The organism is Streptomyces sp. NPDC090021, from assembly GCF_044748225.1.
GTDB lineage: Bacteria > Actinomycetota > Actinomycetes > Streptomycetales > Streptomycetaceae > Streptomyces.
The window spans coordinates 134,589-150,922 of the sequence record NZ_JBIVFO010000003.1; the positions used below are offsets into that span (position 1 = coordinate 134,589).

A 16,334-nucleotide genomic window follows, 5' to 3' on the forward strand; every position below is an offset into this window, starting at 1 on the left:
GCGGCTCGTCCCGGACAAGCGCGAGCGGGATGAGCGCCGTAGGAACTCCCCCACGCCACTTCCACCGCGATCGCGCGAAAGACCGCAGATCAGAGCACATTTGACTCACGCCGCGATGAGTCGTGCGTCCACGTGTTTCGTCATCGGAATAGGATCCAGCGAAAACATGTGGAAGTGGACCGCAGGTCCGCGGCACGCAGAATGCAAACCGGACAGGGTTCCTGTGTGCGCTGACGCTGTCTTCTGGCTTCCGTCTGGACATTCCGGGCCCGATACGCCTGCGGAGTCGGCCACACGCGCACAGCACCACGGCGGGGGCGCCGATCGGCGAGGTCACCTCTGCGCCGGGCACGCATGCTGCCCGGGTACGCGGTCCAGGCCCACCGTCTCGTCAGCCGGGGTCAGGGATGACAGGGACCGGTCACTTGATCTCGTGATAGGCGCTCAGTGCGCTGCGTTCGACTTTGGCGAGCAGGCCCTGCTGGGTCTGTTCATCCATCTTCCGTTGCCGGGCCCACTCACGAACCATGTCTACCCCCTGTGTACGCAGTCGGCCGACGCGTTCCTCCTCGGAGACCTTCTTCAGGTTCTGGAGCCATGCCGCCGTGAGTTGGGCGGCCAGGGGATCCTGAGCGCTCTGCGGGGAGGCCTCGCTGCCCAAGAGGTTGTCCAGGACAGTCATGCGCCACGCCCGCGCCTGCCCCTCGTCCTTGCCTCGGGTGACCGCGTCGGCGATTCCGTCGAGGATGCCCAACGCTCGTGCGCCCTCCGTCGGGGGAACGCTGAGGCTGTAGTCCGCGGCATCGGCGGGGACCGCCGCGAGCCGCTGCGCCGTGGTCCGGGTCTCCGTCATGCGCAGCAATGCGTAGGCCTCGGGATCCTGCGCCACAGCGCGGATGACGCCCCTGAGCGTATCGGCGAAGACGGTGAGGTGGTAGGTGCCGTCGGACTGCCACGGCGGGGCCTGAGGTGCGGCCTTGGCCAGGAAGTCGGTGATACCGATACCGCCGAGCATCTCGTGCAGATCGGGTGCGTAGTCGGACAGGGCTGTGGCGAGGGGGACGCGCAGCGCGGGATCCAGAGTGAGTTCCGTCGGATCTCCGGATCCGAGGACGACGAGTACGTCCTTCAACGCCTGGGCCTGAAGCTGAGTGTGACGGCCGGCCTCGTCCCCCGACGACGCCTTCACGATGGCCTCGGCCAGAGCCGCGCAGCTCATGCCCGGGTGAACGGCCGCACCCACCGACTTCTGCACGCGCTCGTTCCCGGCCAGGCCATTACACGGTTCAGCGGATTCCCTGCCGAGTAGCAGCCAGGTTCCGACACCTCCCAGCAGGGCCAGACATAGCCCGAGCACGATGAGTGCCCTGGCTGGTGTCGTGCGGTGGGGGGGCTCCTGCGGCATGGCTGCCTTTCCTGTGGGGGCGCGTCAGTTGGTGGTGTCGGTCAGGTATTTCTGAGTAGCGTTGCTCCCTCGGTCGTGACCGTCGAGGATCTCGTCCTTGAGGCCTGCCCTGGCGTCCTTGTCGATGTCCGGGCGGCCGTCCGCCCAGGAGTCGACCATGAGACCCATCTGGTTGGTGGCGGTGAGGTAGTGGTCGGCGATGCCCGCGTTCGCCGTGGCGTCCGCCTCCGCCTTCAGGTTGTTACCCATGTTCCAAGCCCAGGTGTCCACACCGCGCTGGAGCGCGTCACCGAAGGCTATGGACACGCCTCCGGCTGTCGTGAAGTAGAGCGGTGTGACCGCGCCACCTATGACGTGGTAGGCGGCACCGAGACCGGCGCGGCTGGTGGGGTCGTCCAGGTTCGTGGCGTGGTAACCGAGGACGGTGACGACGGGCCAGTCACGGGTTCCGTCACCCTTGCCCGCGAGGTAGTGCAGGTGGTCGTTGGTGACCTTGTCACCGTTCGGCCCGTTGCCCTTGGGATCGAAGAACGCGGTCGCTGCGTCGGGGTTCTTGCTCATGACGCCGAGCAGACCGTCGACGGCGTCCGTTTCGATCCCCTCGTGCCCGGCTCCCCACTGGGTGAATATGCCGGGGTGCTTCTTCTCGGCCGATATGAGGTCGTCGCCGAGGTCGTACAGGAACTGGTCGTCGTACTGGGTGTCGGCATGCTGCATCAGCGTGACGAACGACTGGTAGCCGTACAGCGGGTTGACCTTGTCCCCGGTTGCCTTGACGCCGGCCTTGTCCAGGCCGTCGGTGAACTCCCGATAGAACTTGCCGTCCGGGCCTGCCAGCCACTCCTTGAACTTCTTGGACCCGGGCGGGGCATCGGAGACCTTCCCCGGGACCTCGGTGGCACCCGCCACCGTATTGGCGAGGCCCTTCTGGATGCTCTGGTAACGGTCGCTGTTCTTCTTGTCCGAGTGAAGGGCCCGGTCGTTCAGCTTGTCCGACAGCGTGATGGTGCCGCCGGGTCCGACGCCCGAGAGGAAGGTCTGGCTGAACGCCTTGTTCCCGGCGTTGTCGCGGAAGGAACGGTCGAGTTCCGCGTAGTCGGAGGCTGAGACGTTTCCGTCGTTGTTGATGCGGGTGGCGATGTCCTCGGCGTTGCGGGCCTCGTAGACCTCGATGTCGCCTTGGGCCCCGGCGTTGAATCCGTTGAGCTGGTCGTCATTGCCCTTGCCGAAAGCGTCCTTGTTGCTGTCGACACCGACGGCTTCGAGGGCCACCTTGACGCCCTGATCGGCGTCGGCGAAGGCCTGGACGAGGTCCCTGATCCGTCGGGCCCATGCCTCGATTGTCTTGTTCAGGGCGGCCACGGCCTCCGGGTGATCCCGCAGGTACATGCGGTCCTGACCCGTGAGCTTGCTCTCGTCCTGCCGCACGCCCCCCTGCGAATCGACGACCAGCCCCTCCTTGACGGCATCCGCACGGACGGAGTCGAGCCTCTTCCTGAGGTCGGTGAACTGGCCGTGGGCGTCGCGCAGGAGAGAGGCGACGGCTTTCGCCTGGATCTGGGCGGCGGCGTACTCGTAGCGCGTACCGGCGAAGTTCGTGTGGGCCACGCCGGCGCTGATGCCCGTCCAGTCCTGACCCATCGTGATCTTCTGGACGGTGTCCCTGTACCGCTCCTCGACCTTCTTGATCTCACCGGCCATGGACTCTCACTTGTCGGCCGCCGTCGTCAGCAGCCCCAGGTCCGTGGTCATCACTTCGTTGTACGTCAGCACCTGTAACCCCTACACCCGGTTGAGCCCCGACTGGCCGATCAGCCGGAACTGGTCGCCCAGCCCGATGTCGTTGCGCGTGAACGCACCCGTTGCACCCATCAGCGCGATCTTCTCGGCACCAAGCCGGCCCATCAGAACCGCGACCTGCTTGTCCCAGGTCTCCCCGACCTTCTTCAGGCCCGTTGCGGTGTCCCACCCGTCGAAGCCCTTGACGGCGGTGTTCGTCGCCTCGTCCGCGTGCTCCGTGGACGTCTGCGTCTTGCCCTCGAGCTCGTTCTCGATCGTGTCCGCAGCCGCCTTCTTCTCCGCCGGCGTGGACCCGAACGTCCCCGACCCCCCAGGGGCAAGCGGCCCCGCCGGACCTCCTGTGCCGTTCAACCGCAGACGCGCCTGCACATCGCCCGCACCAGAGAGCGACTGGCGCCACTCCTCGTCGAAATCCCCCATGCCATGCCCTCCCCATCGACCTCTCATGATCATAGCCATGGCACCTACACACGCGGGAAACCCACCGTGCCGGTGGCATCCGCTCGATCGCCAGGGCACCCGGAGATGCGGCGCCGGGTGTGTCCGATCGCCTCGGTGGCCCTACCACCCGTCGGCCGCCTCGATCCGCCCGGGACGAACACCGCCTACCAGGCCATCGTGAACGCCTTCAACCAGCACCCCGACCAGGTCTTCCGAGCCCGTGAGCTGCACGAACTCCTCGACATGCCCCCCGACGAGGCATCCGTCAACATCACCCGCAGCCGCCTCGGACGTCTCACCCGCCAAGGCTTCCTCACCCAGCCCGGACGAGGCTGCTACCAGAAACGGACTTAACGTCCTCTGAGTGGCCGTACGCGCTGGCGGAGCCCGATGACATCGCATGATCGACCTGATCGCGCTCGCGCCGCCGGGCACCGGGACGGAGAATTGAGGTGTCGGCCGGAGTGGGACGCCACGGTGATCGAAGCTGATCGCAAAGGCCGGGAACGGTGCGCAGCGCACCTCCGGCTCCCGAGGAGGCTCAGCCGGCGTCCTCATGTGCGAGGAGGAAGCCATGGCGACCGCGCGAGACATCATGCACAAGGGTGCGACCTGCGTGCGGGAAGACGAGACGCTCATGGACGCGGCGCGCCGCATGAGCGAACTGGGAGTGGGGTCACTCCCGATCTGCGGACCGGATGACCGGTTGCACGGGATCATCACCGACCGCGACATCGTGGTGAAGTGCCTGGCGAAGGGCAAGGATCCCCATCACATGACGGCAGGCTTGCTCGCCCAGGGAAAGCCGTACACGGTGGCGGCGAATGCGGACACCGGACAGGTCCTGCAGATCATGCAGGAACATCGCGTTCGGAGGCTGCCCGTCATCGAAGATCACCGGCTGGTCGGCATGATCAGCGAAGCCGACCTGGCCCGACACCTGACGGAAGAACAGGTCGGCCATTTCGTCGAAAGCATCTGCGCCGCCCCCTGACCACGGTCGGCGGACGTGGGCGGAGCGGGGCCCGAGAGGCGGGCCCGGCCCTCGCGGGGGCTCGGTGGTTCTGTTCTGACGGATGGTCAGGTTCGAGCGCGGGCGACGCCGAGCCCCCCGCCCGCGGACGGAAGTGGTGGCGGCCGTGGCGCCGCCGAGGCGTGCGTGCGCGGGCGTGTGGCAGGGCTGCACCCGCGCTGACTGCCCCTGCAGTCTTGCCAATGACGACTTTTGTACCTTTTGTATCGAATGGGAGGGGTGCTCGAAGTCCCGCTATTGAAAATGACTGCCATCTTCATATAGAAGTACTGGGTGCTCATCTCGCCACACGTGTTCGAGCGCCCGGCGGCCGCAGTGCTGCCCTTCGCGCTCCCCGCACTCCGACATCCCTCCGCCTCCGCGCTCCTGGCGGACCACCGCGGCCTGCTGGCCGATCTCCTGGACGGCCTGGGTTCACCGCTGCACGTCGTGCTGCCCGAAGTCTTCGAGGAGAACGTCGCCCGGCTCCGCCGTGCGTTCGCAGGAGCGGGCGTGACCGCCGACATCCTGTTCGCCAAGAAGGCGAACAAGGCCGACTGCTACGTCAGGTCCGCCGCCGCCCTCGGCGTCGGGGTCGACGTCGCGAGCGCCCCGGAGCTGGTCGGGGCCCTGGCCGGGGGAGTGCCCGGGCACCGGATCGGGATCTCCGGTCCTGAGAAGAGCGACGGGCTCCACGCCCTTGCCGTCCAGCACGGCTGCCTGGTCGCCGTCGACTCGGTCAGCGAACTCCGCCGACTCGCGGCCACCGCGCGAACGGCGGGCCGGCGGGCGCAGGTACTGCTGCGGACCCGTTCCGCCGGTCAACAGGGCAGCCGCTTCGGTCTCTCGGCGGCCGAGCGGGCGGCCGCCGTCGGACTCTGCGCGGAACTCGCCGACGACATCCGCCTGCGCGGCTTCTCCTTCCACCTCGGCGGCTATTCCACGTCGGAGCGCGCGACGGCGGCGAACGAGATGATCGAGCACTGCCTCGACGCCCGGCGGAGCGGCTCGCCGTCCGCCGAACTGGTCGACATCGGCGGCGGGTTGCCGGTCCGCTACGTCGAGCCGCAGCACTGGGACGCGTTCCTCGCGCAGAACCGGCCGGCCCACTACCACACGGCCAAGAGCTTCCAGGACTTCTATCCCTACGGTGGTCGGACCGCGGACCAGGCCGTGACAGCGATCATGGAGCACCGGGTCGACGGCGCCGAGAGCCTGGCGGCGAAAGCGGGCCGCACCGGAATCCGCTTCGTCGTCGAACCGGGCCGGGCCCTGCTGGACCAGGCCGGATTCACCCTCTTCCGCGTCCAGCAGGTCGACGACCGGCGCGACGCCGACGGGTACGCGATCGTCACCGTCGCGGGCAGCAGCTTCAGCCTGTCCGAGCAGTGGTTCAACAGCGACTACCTGCCCGATCCGCTGCTGCTGTCCGCCGGGCCCGCCGCCCCCGAGGCCGACGTGGTGTTCCCGGCCTGCGTCGCGGGCTCGACCTGCCTGGAGAGCGACCTGCTGACCTGGCGGAAGATCGGCTTCCCGCGCCCCGTACGCCGTGGTGACCATCTGGCCTACCTCAACACCGCGGGCTACCAGATGGACTCCAACGAGTCGCCCTTCCACGACGCCCCACTGCCGCGGAAGGTCGTGCTCCGGCTCGGCGACGGCAGTGGCCCGCCGCGCTGGCGACTGGACGGCGTCTGACGCACCCCCGCGCACATCCCCGAACGCCCCCCGCGCACATCCCCGAACGCACTCCGACGCACCCCGAATGAAGGAGAACCCCCGCATGTCACCGACCTACGCCCCGCCCGGGCAGTTGTGGCTCCTGCCGCAATCGCAGCAGGAAGGGCTGGACGTCGACCACGCGAAGGTGATCGACGTGGTCGAGCAGGCCTACCGCGCGCTGCGCGAAGGAGGCTCGCAGAACCCGGTCAAGACGATCGTCGACGGTCCCGCCCACCGCTCCCTGAGCTACTCGATGGTGGCCCGCGACGCCGGCAGCGACACCGTCTGCTTCAAGGCCGTCTACGAGTTCGACCCGCGCCGCACCCGGGACGCCTACCGGTTCCACTCCTTCGTCTTCCTCGTGGACGACACCACCGGGGCGCCCATAGCCCTGATGGACGTGGTGAAGCTCGGACCCCTGCGGTCCTCGGCCACCACCGCCCTCTTCGCCCGCGCGGCCCGCCCCGACGCCCGGACCGCGCTGGTCGTCGGAACCGGCGTCCAGGGGCAGATGGCGCTTCCGATGCTGGTCGCGGCCATGCCGGAGCTGGAGCGGCTCCAGGTGTTCGGCACCTACCCCGAGGGCCTGCGCGCCGTCCAGGACAGCGTCGAAGGCCGCGAGGTCGAGATCGTCACGGACCTGAGGGAGGCCGCCGGGGAGGCCGACATCGTGATCGGCGCCGCCGGTCTGTCCGCCACCGAGGAGGTCCGGCGCGACTGGATGAAGCCGGGATCGGTCGCCGTGCTCCTCGGGTACGGCGTGCACGCCGACGTGTGCCACGGCGCGGACCACCGGATCGCCACCGACACCGCCCAGATGCACGCCACCTGTGACGACCTGCGGGGCGCTGACGGAGAACTGCCCACCGTGGATGCCCAGTTGCCGGACATCCTGCTCGGCCGGGCACCCGCCCGACGCAGTCCGGACGACGTGGTCTTCGCCTACAACAGCGGCATGGCGGTCACCGACGCCGCGCTGGGCCGCTACCTGGCCGATCTCGCGCTGGCGGCCGGACGCGGGGAAAAGGTCAACTTCTGGTGAGCACCGACACAACGGACACGACCGGTACGTCTGCCACGAACCGTGCGGAGGAGACCGGCGCCGGCCGGTGGGTCACGAACCGGTGGGTCGAGAACTGGTGGGTCAAGAACTCGCGCGCGCTCCTGAAGCTGGCGTTGCCGCTGATCCTGACCAACTTCGCCCACGTCGCCCTCACCACGGTCGACATCGTGATGCTGGGCAGGCTCGGCGCGCTGGAGATCGCCGCCGCCGGGCTCGCCCTCGCCCTGTTCAACCAGCTGCGCACCACCGGGACGGGCCTGGTCACCGGGGTGAGCAACCTGGTGGCCGAGGCGCGGGTACGGAACGACCGAGCACGGATCGGCGCGCTGCTGTTCGCCGGGTTCTTCTGGGCCACCGTCTGCGGTGTGCTGTTCTGCGCGGCGCTCCTGCTGATCGGCCCGCTGCTCGTCCTGCTGGGCCAGGACCCGGCCGTGGTCGACAAGGCGGGCGAGTTCCTGATGGTCCTGGCGCCGGGGATGCTGCCCTGCCTGTGGTTCCAGACCCTGCGGCACTTCACCACCGGCCTGAAGCGGCCCGGCCCGCTGCTGGCCATCACCCTTGTCTCGGTGGGGGTCACCATCGCCCTGAACCACGCCCTGATCCACGGGGAGTTCGGCCTGCCCGCCTTCGGGTTCGTCGGCGTAGCGATCGCCACCGTCACGGTGTTCCTGCTGTCCTTCCTGGCCTTCGTCGTGGTGATCCTCCGGGACGGCGTCCTGCGCTCGTACCTCATCTCGCCCGCGGCGCGGCGCTGGAACGGTGACGCGGTCCGGTCGGTCTGGCGCCTGGGCCTTCCGATCTCGGGCACCTACGCCTCGGAGGCAGGCTTCTTCAGCGTGCTCACCCTGGTCATCGGCTCCCTGGGCGCGGACGCCCTGGCCGCGCAGACGGTGCTGAACCAGATCGTGTACATCGTCTTCATGATCTCCGCCGGCCTCTCGCACGCGGCGTCCATCCACATCAGCGAGGCCTACGGCCGCAACGACTGTGCGACAGTCCGCAGGACGGGACTCCTCGGCACGGCCTGGGGTGTGATCGCCACCCTCGCGGTCGCCGTCCTGTACCTGGCGATCCCCGAACCGATCGTGTCCCTGTTCATCTCGGCCGAGCACGCCGGCAACGCCGACATCGTCGCGCTCACCGTGACCGGACTGATGATCGCCGCCCTCCTGCAGGTCTTCGACGCCACCCAGAACATCGGCAACGGCATCCTGCGCGGCATCGGCGACACCGTCGGCCCCTTCCGGCTCTCCCTCGTCGGCTACTGGCTGATCGGGCTGCCCGCGGGCTACCTGCTCGGGGTGACCGCCGACGGGGGCGTCGAGGGCGTCTGGATCGGCCAGACGATCGGTCTCGCGGCCACCGCCGCCCTCCTGCTGGCCGCGTTCCTGCGCCGCGTCGGCCGGCTCCACCGTGAGACGTCCGGCGCACCCGACCCCGAACCGGAGCCGTCATGAACCCCGTCCTCGCACCAGCCGCTTCGGCCTCACTGATCCGCCGGGAAGTGGCGGGCCTGCCCGGCTACGACCCCGGCGCCGACCCGGACGAGGTGGCCGCCCTCAGCGGCGCCGGCCGCGTCATCAAGCTCTCCAACAGCGAGATCCCGTACGGCCTGTCTCCCGCGGTCGCCGAGGCCGTACGCCTCGGGACCGCCGACGGCTTCGCGCGATACCCCGACCCCACCGGAAAGCGGCTGACCGAGGCCATCGGCAGTCATCTGGGGGTGCCCGCCGAGCGCATCGTGCTCGGCAACGGCTCGGAGAACATCCTGGAGCTGCTGTGCCAGGCCGTACTCGATCCCGGCGACCTCGTCGTCACCCAGGCGCCCGGTTTCAGCCTGCACGAGATCTTCCCCCGCGTCATGGGGGCCCGGGTCGAGAAGGTCCCGGCCACCGCCGACTTCGGATACGACGCGGGCGCCTGGCGCCGCGCACTGGCAGCGGGCCCGAAGCTCGTCTTCCTCGCCAACCCCTGCAACCCCACCGGCGCGATCCTCACCTCGGGCGAACTGGGACGCGTCCTGGCCGACACCCCGGAGTCGGCCCTGCTGGTCCTCGACGAGGCGTACGGCGAGTTCGCCCGCCCCGACCCGGAGTACCCCGACGCCCTGGACGCCCTGCGCGCACTGAACCGGCCCTGGATCGTGCTGCGGACCTTCTCCAAGGCCTACGGTCTGGCGGGCCTGCGCGTGGGGTACGGCATCGCCTCCGACGCCGACCTGGTCCAGGCCCTGGACCGGGTCCGCACCCCGTACAACGTCAACCGGCCCGCACAGGACGCGGCCGTCGCCGCGCTGGGCGACCGCGCGCACCTGGCCGACACGGTCCGCCGTACCCGCCTGGAGATCGGCAGGGTCACCGGCCTGCTGCGCGGCGCGGGACTGCGCGTGGTCCCGTCCTCGACCAACTTCCTTTTCATCGACACCGGCCGCCGCTCCGACGAGGTCGCCCGGGCGCTGCACCGCGCCGGGATCATCGTCAAGGCGTGGCGCGAACCGGGATACGAGACCTACATCCGAGCCTCCCTGTCGACGCCCGAGGACAACGACGTCTTCGTGCGGTGCTTGACGGAGACCTGCGCGAAGGACGAGCTGTGATCAAGAGCAAGATGTCCGAGCTCATCGGGCGGACGCCCCTGCTGGAACTGTCGGTCGCGGACGGTTCGGCCACCGTTCTGCTGAAGATGGAGCAGTTCAACCCCACCGGAACCGCCAAGATCCGGATGGCCCGGAACATGGTGGACGAGGCCGAGGCCGCCGGTCTGCTCGCCCCGGGGGGCCGGCTGGTGGAGTCCACCAGCGGCAACACCGGGCTGGGCCTCGCCCTCATCGCCGCCGAACGCGGGTACAAGTTCACCGCCGTGGTGGACAACCATTCCAGCGCGGACAAGCTGCGCGGCATGCGCGCCTTCGGGGCCGACATCCTCAACGTGGCCGGTGACGCCGACGGCCTGGCCACCGCCGAACGCGACACCACGGCCGAGCGCCTGGCCGCCGAGCACGGGGCGTACTGGACCGCGCAGCACCGCAACCAGGGCAATCCCAACGGCTACCGGGCCCTCGCCCGCGAACTCCACGACGACCTGGGCGACGGCATCGACTACCTGTACGGGGCCGTCGGCACCGGGGGCTCGCTCTGCGGCACCGGCCGTTTCCTGCGCGAACGCATCCCGGAACTGAAGGTCATCGGCGTCGAGCCGGTGGGATCCGTCGTGTTCGGAGGCGAGGGCGCGCCCTACCACCAGTCGGGCACGGGTACGCCCGAGGGTTCGGAGATCGGAGCCGTCGTCGACTACGAGGTCTTCGACCAGGGGGTGAAGGCGAGCGACTCGGAAGCCTTCGAGACCTGCCGCTACCTGGCCCGCAACTTCGGCATCCTGATCGGCGGTTCGGCGGGCGGCGTGGTGTACAAGGCCCTGGAACGGGCGCGGAGCGCGGGGCCCGGGAGCACCATCGTGGTGCTCGTCTGCGACGGGGGCGACAAGTACCTGGACACCGTGTTCAACGACGACTGGATGGCCGCCCACGGCCTCTTCGACGAGCAGGTCGTCCATCGGCTCGCCGCGATGCTGCGGTGACCCCGCCGTGCCGCGCCGCACCCGGTGCGCGGGACTGCCTTCCCCGAGTGCGGTGTTCGCTCCACGCCCTTCTGTCGTCTCGATCGAAAGTGATACTGTCCGGCTAATGAAAACGAAAATGATTACCAAAGTCCTTGCGGCGCTGGCGGTGCTCGGGGCCACGGGGTGCGCCGGCAGCGCAACGTCCGGCGCCGACGGGAAGGCCGGGGCGACGGCGAAGGCGACGGGGGCGACCGCGTACCCGTTCACCCTGGGGAACTGCGGCACCGACGTGACCTACAAGGCCGCGCCGAAGAAGGCCGTCACGCTGAACCAGACCGCCGCCGAGATACTCATCCACCTGGGAGCGGGCGACCGGATCGCCGGCACCGGCTACGAGGTCGAGAAGCCGTCGGCCGCGATCGCCGAGCAGTACGAGAAGATCCCGGTGCTGTCCGCGCCCGGAGCGGAGATCAAGCACGAGAAGCTGCTGGAAGCCCAGCCGGACTTCGTCTACGGGTCCTTCGCGAGCATGTTCACCAAGGAGCAGTCCGGAGACCGCAAGCAGCTCCACGACCTGGGCGTGCCGACCTACCTCACCGAATTCGACTGCGCGTACCACGAGAGCGTGGCGGGCGCGGACTTCACGATGCTCTTCGAGGAGTACCGCCGACTCGGCAGGATCATGGGCGTGCCCGAGGCCGGAGAGAAGCTGGCGACCGATCAGAAGGCCGTCGTCGACACGGCGGTGGCCGGGGTCAAGAAGCGGGACACCCCGCTGAAGGTCATGTGGTTCTACTCCACCTACGAGGGCACCCCGTGGGCGGCGGGCCCCGGCGGCCTGCCGCAGCACATCTCCCAGCTCGTCGGCGTCGAGAACATCTTCGCCGACGCCAGGACCAAGTGGGCCGAGGTCAGCTGGGACGAGGTGGCCGCCCGCAACCCCGACGTCATCATCCTGGCCGACCTGACCCGCGGCGAGCCCAACGACACCGCCAGGGAGAAGCTCGACCTCCTCAAGAAGGACCCCCTCACCAGCAGGCTCGCCGCCGTGCAGGGCGACAGGTTCATCACCATCCCCGGCAGCCACATGGACCCCTCCTACGGCAGCGCGTCCGCCGTCCCCGCGCTGGTCGACGGCCTGAACAAGCTCGGCTGACCCCTCGAAGCCATGACCACGAGCTCACACAAGGCCGCCGCGCGCACCGGAGATCCACTCACCGACCGTGAGGGGATCCCGGTGCGCCGGCGGCGCGCCTCGACAGCGGCGCTCTTCTGCCTCGCCGTGTCCGCGCTCCTGGTGTCGGTCGTCGCCGCATCGCTCTTCGGGAGCGCGGACATCCGGCCCCTGGACGTCGTCTCCACGATCCTGCGCCACACCGGCCTGGGCGCCATCGCCCCCACCGAGCCCCTGCCCGGGCTGCTGGACGCCCTGATCTGGGAATCCCGCTTCCCCCGGGTGCTGCTGGCCGCCGCCGTCGGCGCGGCCCTCGCGGTCTCCGGCGCGGTCCTCCAAGCCGTCACCAGGAACCCCCTGGCCGACCCCTACCTCCTGGGAGTCTCCTCCGGTGCCTCCACCGGCGCGGTCGCCGTGCTCCTGCTGGGCGTCGGCGGAAGCATCTCCCTCTCGACCGGTGCCTTCGCCGGCGGCCTGGCCTCCTTCGCCGTGCTGCTGCTCCTCCTCGGCGGAGGGCGCGTGGCCAGCCCGTCCCGCGTGGTGCTCACCGGCGTCCTGGTGTCCCAGTTCTTCGCCGCCGTCACCTCGGTCGTCCTGATGGTCAGCGGGGACGCCAACTCCACCCGCGGCTTCACCTACTGGCTGCTCGGCACCCTCGCGGGCGCCCGCTGGGAGGGGGTGACCCTCACCGTCGTGATCATCCTGACGGGGGTGGTCGCCGTGCACTTCTTCGCGCCCGCCCTCGACGCCTTCACCTTCGGGTGGGACTCCGCCGCCGCCCTGGGAATCAACGTCACCGCGGCCCGCATCTGGCTGATGGTGCTCACCTCGGTGATCACCGCGGCCGCCGTCGCCGCCTCCGGCGCGATCGGCTTCATCGGACTGCTCGTCCCGCACGCGGTCCGCATTCTGACCGGGCCGATGCACCGCTCGCTGCTCCCCCTGTCCGCGATCACCGGCGCCGTCTTCCTCATCTGGGTCGACGTGTTCGCACGTACAGCGTTCGCGCCCCACGAACTGCCCGCCGGCGTCATCACCGCCCTCCTCGGCGCGCCCGCTTTCGCGCTGGTCCTGAAGCGTCTGGAGTCCTGATGGGCCGCATCACCACCACCCGGCTCTCCTGGTCGGTCAAGGGCCGCCAACTGCTCGACGCCATCGACATGCAAGCCCCTGACGGAAAGACCGTCGGGCTCCTCGGCCCCAACGGCTCCGGCAAGTCGACCCTGCTGCGCCTGCTCGCCGGACTGCGCCGCCCGGACGCGGGAACCGTCCGCTACGACGACACCGCGCTGGAGGACCTGGGCCGCCGGGTACTCGCCCGCCGGCTCGCCGTCGTCGAACAGGACGTGACCGCCCCCCACCACGTCACCGTCCGCCACGTCGTGGAGCTCGGCCGAACCCCCTTCCGTGGCCGCTTCGACGCGCTGACCGGGCACGACCGGCAGGTCGTGGACGCGGCACTGGAGCGGACCGACCTCACCCACAAGCAGCACCGCAGCTGGCACACCCTCTCCGGAGGGGAGAAGCAGCGCACCCAACTGGCCCGCGCCCTCGCCCAGGAACCCCGGGAGATCCTCCTCGACGAACCCACCAACCACCTCGACATCCGCCACCAGCTCGAACTCCTCGACCTGCTGGCCACCCTGGACGTCACCTGCGTCGTCGCACTGCACGACCTCAACCTCGCCGCCCGCTACTGCGACCACATCGTCGTCCTCCACGACGGAGAGGTGGCCGCCGCCGGCGCACCGGAGTCCGTACTGACCCCGGACCTCGTCGAGTCCGTCTACGGCGTGAAGGTCCTCGTGGACCGCGAACCCGCCACCGGCACGCTGCGCATCACCTACCTGGCCTCCACCGCCACGCGAGTGCCCGCCGCGAAGGCGCTGCATCTCGACGTCCGGTAGGCGGAGTTGTGGCGCAGCCTGTCGACGACGTGCGACGTGCGGCGGGCGGTGGTCGGCAACCGGGTCCGGGCGGAGGGGCCTCCTTCGAAGCGGGGAAGTGCGGCCGGGGAGCGCCGAGCCGGCCGGTGCGGACCCGCAGGAAGCGGAAGAACCCCTGCTCGGCGTAGGCGGGCAGGGCCGCGGAGCGGCTGCGAGGAGGCCGGGTGAGCCCGCGGCGGCGGAGCCGCGCTGTGGGTCCAGGGGGGTCAGCGGACGGCGGCCAGTACGCGGCTGGGGCCGACCTGCCACACGGTTCCGACATGCTCGAAGCCGGCGTCACGCAGCAGCGAGAGGTGGCCGGTGAGGGTGAGTCCGTTCTCCTCGCTGCGCGGATGCCCCTCCTGGCCGCGGTCCGAGAGGAGAGGGGCGAGTTCGGGGTCCGCGGCGGCGCCCGACCACCAGGACTCCCAGTCCTCCGGCGAGGGGGAGGCGTTCCGCTCGGCGTAGCGGCGTCCGACGGCGGAGGCGAGCTCGGAGATCCTCGCCGAGTCCGGGCCGATGTGGTCCCCGTTGACGAGGATGCCGCCGGGCCGCAGGAGGCCCGCCAGCTCCCGGTAGACCCGCCGCAGGGTTTCGGCACTCAGGTAGTGCAGGGCCGTGGCGGAGACGACGGCGTCCACGGGCCGGTCGAGTGCGAGGAGGTCGAGCCAGCCGGGTGCGCCGATCACCGCTTCCGCGAAGCGCAGGGTCGTGCCGTAGTGGAGGCTGCCCAGGGCCAGCAGGAGGGGGTCCGCGTCGACCGCCACGACCTCGGCGGCCGGGAGCCGTTCGGCGATCCGCGCCGCCAGGCAGCCGGGGCCGCTGCCCAGGTCGAGTACCAGGGGTGCGGGGCGGCCCTGGGTCACCTGCTCGACCAGGTCGGTGATCACCTCGAATCTCTCCAGGCGGTCGATCGCGTACCTCTGCTGCTGGTGTGCCCAGCGTTCCACCCATCGCGTCGCAGTAGCCGTGTCCACGCCCATGGTCGTTCGAGCCGTCCCTGTTGCCGTGCCTTGTCTCGTTAATGGAAATCATTGCAGGGTGGCGAGGGTCGTGAGGAGCGTTTCCATCTCTTCGGGGGTGTTGTACACATGGAGGCTGACGCGTACTGAGCCCCCCTCTTCCTCCCTCCCCGCCTGGCAGTGGCCGTCGGACCGCACCATGAAGCCGTGGCTGTACAGGATGAACCCCAGGTCGTGGGCGCCTATCTCCCGGTGCCGGAATGCCACGAGGCTGCGGCGACGCTGGACGTCCGACCCGGCTGCCAGGCTGGACCGGCACCCCAGTACCTCGTAGGCCGGCATCCGGCCGAGCCCGTCGGTCAGGCGGGACGTCAGGGCCGCGGTCCAGCGTTCGATCCGGTCGGTGCCGGCCGCGTCGAGCCAGTCGAGGGCGGCTGCCAGGCTGACGATGCCCACGGTGTTCGGGGTGCCCTGCCAGCCCCCAGGCCGGAACGCGGGCCCCTGCCGGGGGCGGGCCCACACCGCCCCGGTGCCGGGCAGGGCCATCGCCTTGTGGCCGGAGAAGGCCAGGAAGTCCACGTCGAGTTCGGCCACCGACACCGGGAGGTGGCCGAGGCTCTGCGCGGCGTCCAGGCAGATCGGCACCTCCGGCCCGACCACCCCGCGTATCCGGTGCACGTTCATGTCGGCGCCGTAGACGTGGTGCACGTGCGTCGCCGCCACGAACCGGGTACGGGGGCCGACGATCGCGGCGAGTGCCGCCGGGTCGTAGTCGCCGGACCCGGCCTGGCACGGCAGTTCCCGGACGCGCACCCGGACCCCCTGCCGGGCCAGCAGCTCGCGGACCTCCAGCCACGGCGACAGGTTCGCCCGGTGGTCGGAGAACGGGACGACGATCTCGTCACCGTCGCAGAGGTAACCGGCCAGCCAGTCCCGCGCGACCGTCCGGAGCCCTTCCGTGGTCCCGCTGGTGAAGTGCACGCTCGACCCGCCGGGATCAGGGTCGCCCAGGAACTCCCCGACCCGCTCGCGGGCACGTTCCAGCAGCGCGGTCGTGCTGTTGGCCCACGGGTACGATCCCCGGCCGGCGTTGGCGTTCGACGTGGTGAGGTACCTCTGGACGGCGTCGAGAACGGGAGCCGGCTTCTGTGCGGTGGCGGCACTGTCCAGGTAGGCGTGCCCCGGATGGCCGAGGACGATGGGGAACTGGGCGCGCAGACCGCGCTGCCACGAGGCCAGCGCCCGGATCTCCCGCTCGGGATCCGCCGCCAT

The 16,334-nt window shown here is 70.0% G+C and carries 15 protein-coding genes; 10 read left to right on the top strand and 5 right to left on the bottom strand.

All coding sequences use genetic code 11. From position 1 onward, the window contains the following. Positions 1-421: 421 nt before the first annotated feature. The 3 genes from ACIPXC_RS03040 to ACIPXC_RS03050 all read right to left on the bottom strand — a co-directional run bounded on the left by ACIPXC_RS03040 (position 422) and on the right by ACIPXC_RS03050 (position 3,625). Positions 422-1,405 (bottom strand): hypothetical protein, encoded by a 984-nt coding sequence (locus tag ACIPXC_RS03040; RefSeq protein ID WP_401612916.1) that lies wholly within the window; start codon positions 1,403-1,405, stop codon positions 422-424. 24 nt (positions 1,406-1,429) lie between these two features. After that, the gene (locus ACIPXC_RS03045; RefSeq protein ID WP_401612918.1) at positions 1,430-3,106 is read right to left on the bottom strand and encodes a hypothetical protein; all 1,677 of its coding nucleotides are present in this window, start codon (positions 3,104-3,106) and stop codon (positions 1,430-1,432) included. Positions 3,107-3,187: 81 nt separating this feature from the next. Continuing rightward, positions 3,188-3,625 (bottom strand): hypothetical protein, encoded by a 438-nt coding sequence (locus tag ACIPXC_RS03050; RefSeq protein ID WP_401612920.1) that lies wholly within the window; start codon positions 3,623-3,625, stop codon positions 3,188-3,190. Between the two features lie 135 nt (positions 3,626-3,760). Here ACIPXC_RS03050 and ACIPXC_RS03055 point away from each other — a divergent pair, with 135 nt between their 5' ends. The 10 genes from ACIPXC_RS03055 (at position 3,761) to ACIPXC_RS03100 (ending at position 14,082) form a co-directional block, all read left to right on the top strand. Continuing rightward, a complete protein-coding gene (locus ACIPXC_RS03055) occupies positions 3,761-4,000 on the top strand; it encodes a hypothetical protein (protein ID WP_401612922.1) in 240 nt (79 codons plus the stop codon). Between the two features lie 220 nt (positions 4,001-4,220). Then, positions 4,221-4,640 carry a CBS domain-containing protein gene (locus tag ACIPXC_RS03060; RefSeq protein ID WP_401612924.1) on the top strand — a complete coding sequence of 140 codons (420 nt, stop codon included), beginning with the start codon at positions 4,221-4,223 and terminating at the stop codon, positions 4,638-4,640. A 312-nt stretch (positions 4,641-4,952) separates the two neighbouring features. Further along, complete coding sequence (locus tag ACIPXC_RS03065) at positions 4,953-6,356, top strand: alanine racemase (RefSeq protein ID WP_401612926.1); 1,404 nt, start codon at positions 4,953-4,955, stop codon at positions 6,354-6,356. Positions 6,357-6,441: 85 nt separating this feature from the next. Then, entirely contained in the window at positions 6,442-7,422 is a 981-nt protein-coding gene (locus tag ACIPXC_RS03070; protein WP_401612928.1) for an ornithine cyclodeaminase, read from the top strand. Next, positions 7,419-8,900 (top strand): MATE family efflux transporter, encoded by a 1,482-nt coding sequence (locus tag ACIPXC_RS03075; protein WP_401612930.1) that lies wholly within the window; start codon positions 7,419-7,421, stop codon positions 8,898-8,900. The genes ACIPXC_RS03070 and ACIPXC_RS03075 overlap by 4 nt, the downstream gene beginning before the upstream one ends. Next, on the top strand, positions 8,897-10,039 hold the full coding sequence (gene hisC, locus ACIPXC_RS03080) for a histidinol-phosphate transaminase (protein WP_401612932.1): 1,143 nt from the start codon (positions 8,897-8,899) through the stop codon (positions 10,037-10,039). The genes ACIPXC_RS03075 and hisC overlap by 4 nt, the downstream gene beginning before the upstream one ends. Beyond that, a complete protein-coding gene (locus ACIPXC_RS03085) occupies positions 10,036-11,019 on the top strand; it encodes a PLP-dependent cysteine synthase family protein (RefSeq protein WP_401612934.1) in 984 nt (327 codons plus the stop codon). The genes hisC and ACIPXC_RS03085 overlap by 4 nt, the downstream gene beginning before the upstream one ends. Positions 11,020-11,137: 118 nt before the next feature. Beyond that, positions 11,138-12,157, top strand: coding sequence for an ABC transporter substrate-binding protein (locus ACIPXC_RS03090; RefSeq protein WP_401612936.1), 1,020 nt, complete (start codon positions 11,138-11,140; stop codon positions 12,155-12,157). A gap of 81 nt (positions 12,158-12,238) precedes the next feature. Next, on the top strand, positions 12,239-13,267 hold the full coding sequence (locus ACIPXC_RS03095; protein WP_401613116.1) for a FecCD family ABC transporter permease: 1,029 nt from the start codon (positions 12,239-12,241) through the stop codon (positions 13,265-13,267). After that, positions 13,267-14,082 (top strand): ABC transporter ATP-binding protein, encoded by an 816-nt coding sequence (locus ACIPXC_RS03100; protein WP_401612938.1) that lies wholly within the window; start codon positions 13,267-13,269, stop codon positions 14,080-14,082. Before ACIPXC_RS03095 ends, ACIPXC_RS03100 begins: the two co-directional genes overlap by 1 nt. A gap of 245 nt (positions 14,083-14,327) precedes the next feature. Here ACIPXC_RS03100 and ACIPXC_RS03105 read toward each other — a convergent pair whose 3' ends face one another. Then, positions 14,328-15,083 (bottom strand): class I SAM-dependent methyltransferase, encoded by a 756-nt coding sequence (locus ACIPXC_RS03105; protein WP_401612940.1) that lies wholly within the window; start codon positions 15,081-15,083, stop codon positions 14,328-14,330. A gap of 48 nt (positions 15,084-15,131) precedes the next feature. Continuing rightward, positions 15,132-16,334: an aminotransferase class V-fold PLP-dependent enzyme gene (locus tag ACIPXC_RS03110; protein WP_401613118.1), complete on the bottom strand. Its 1,203-nt coding sequence runs from the start codon at positions 16,332-16,334 to the stop codon at positions 15,132-15,134.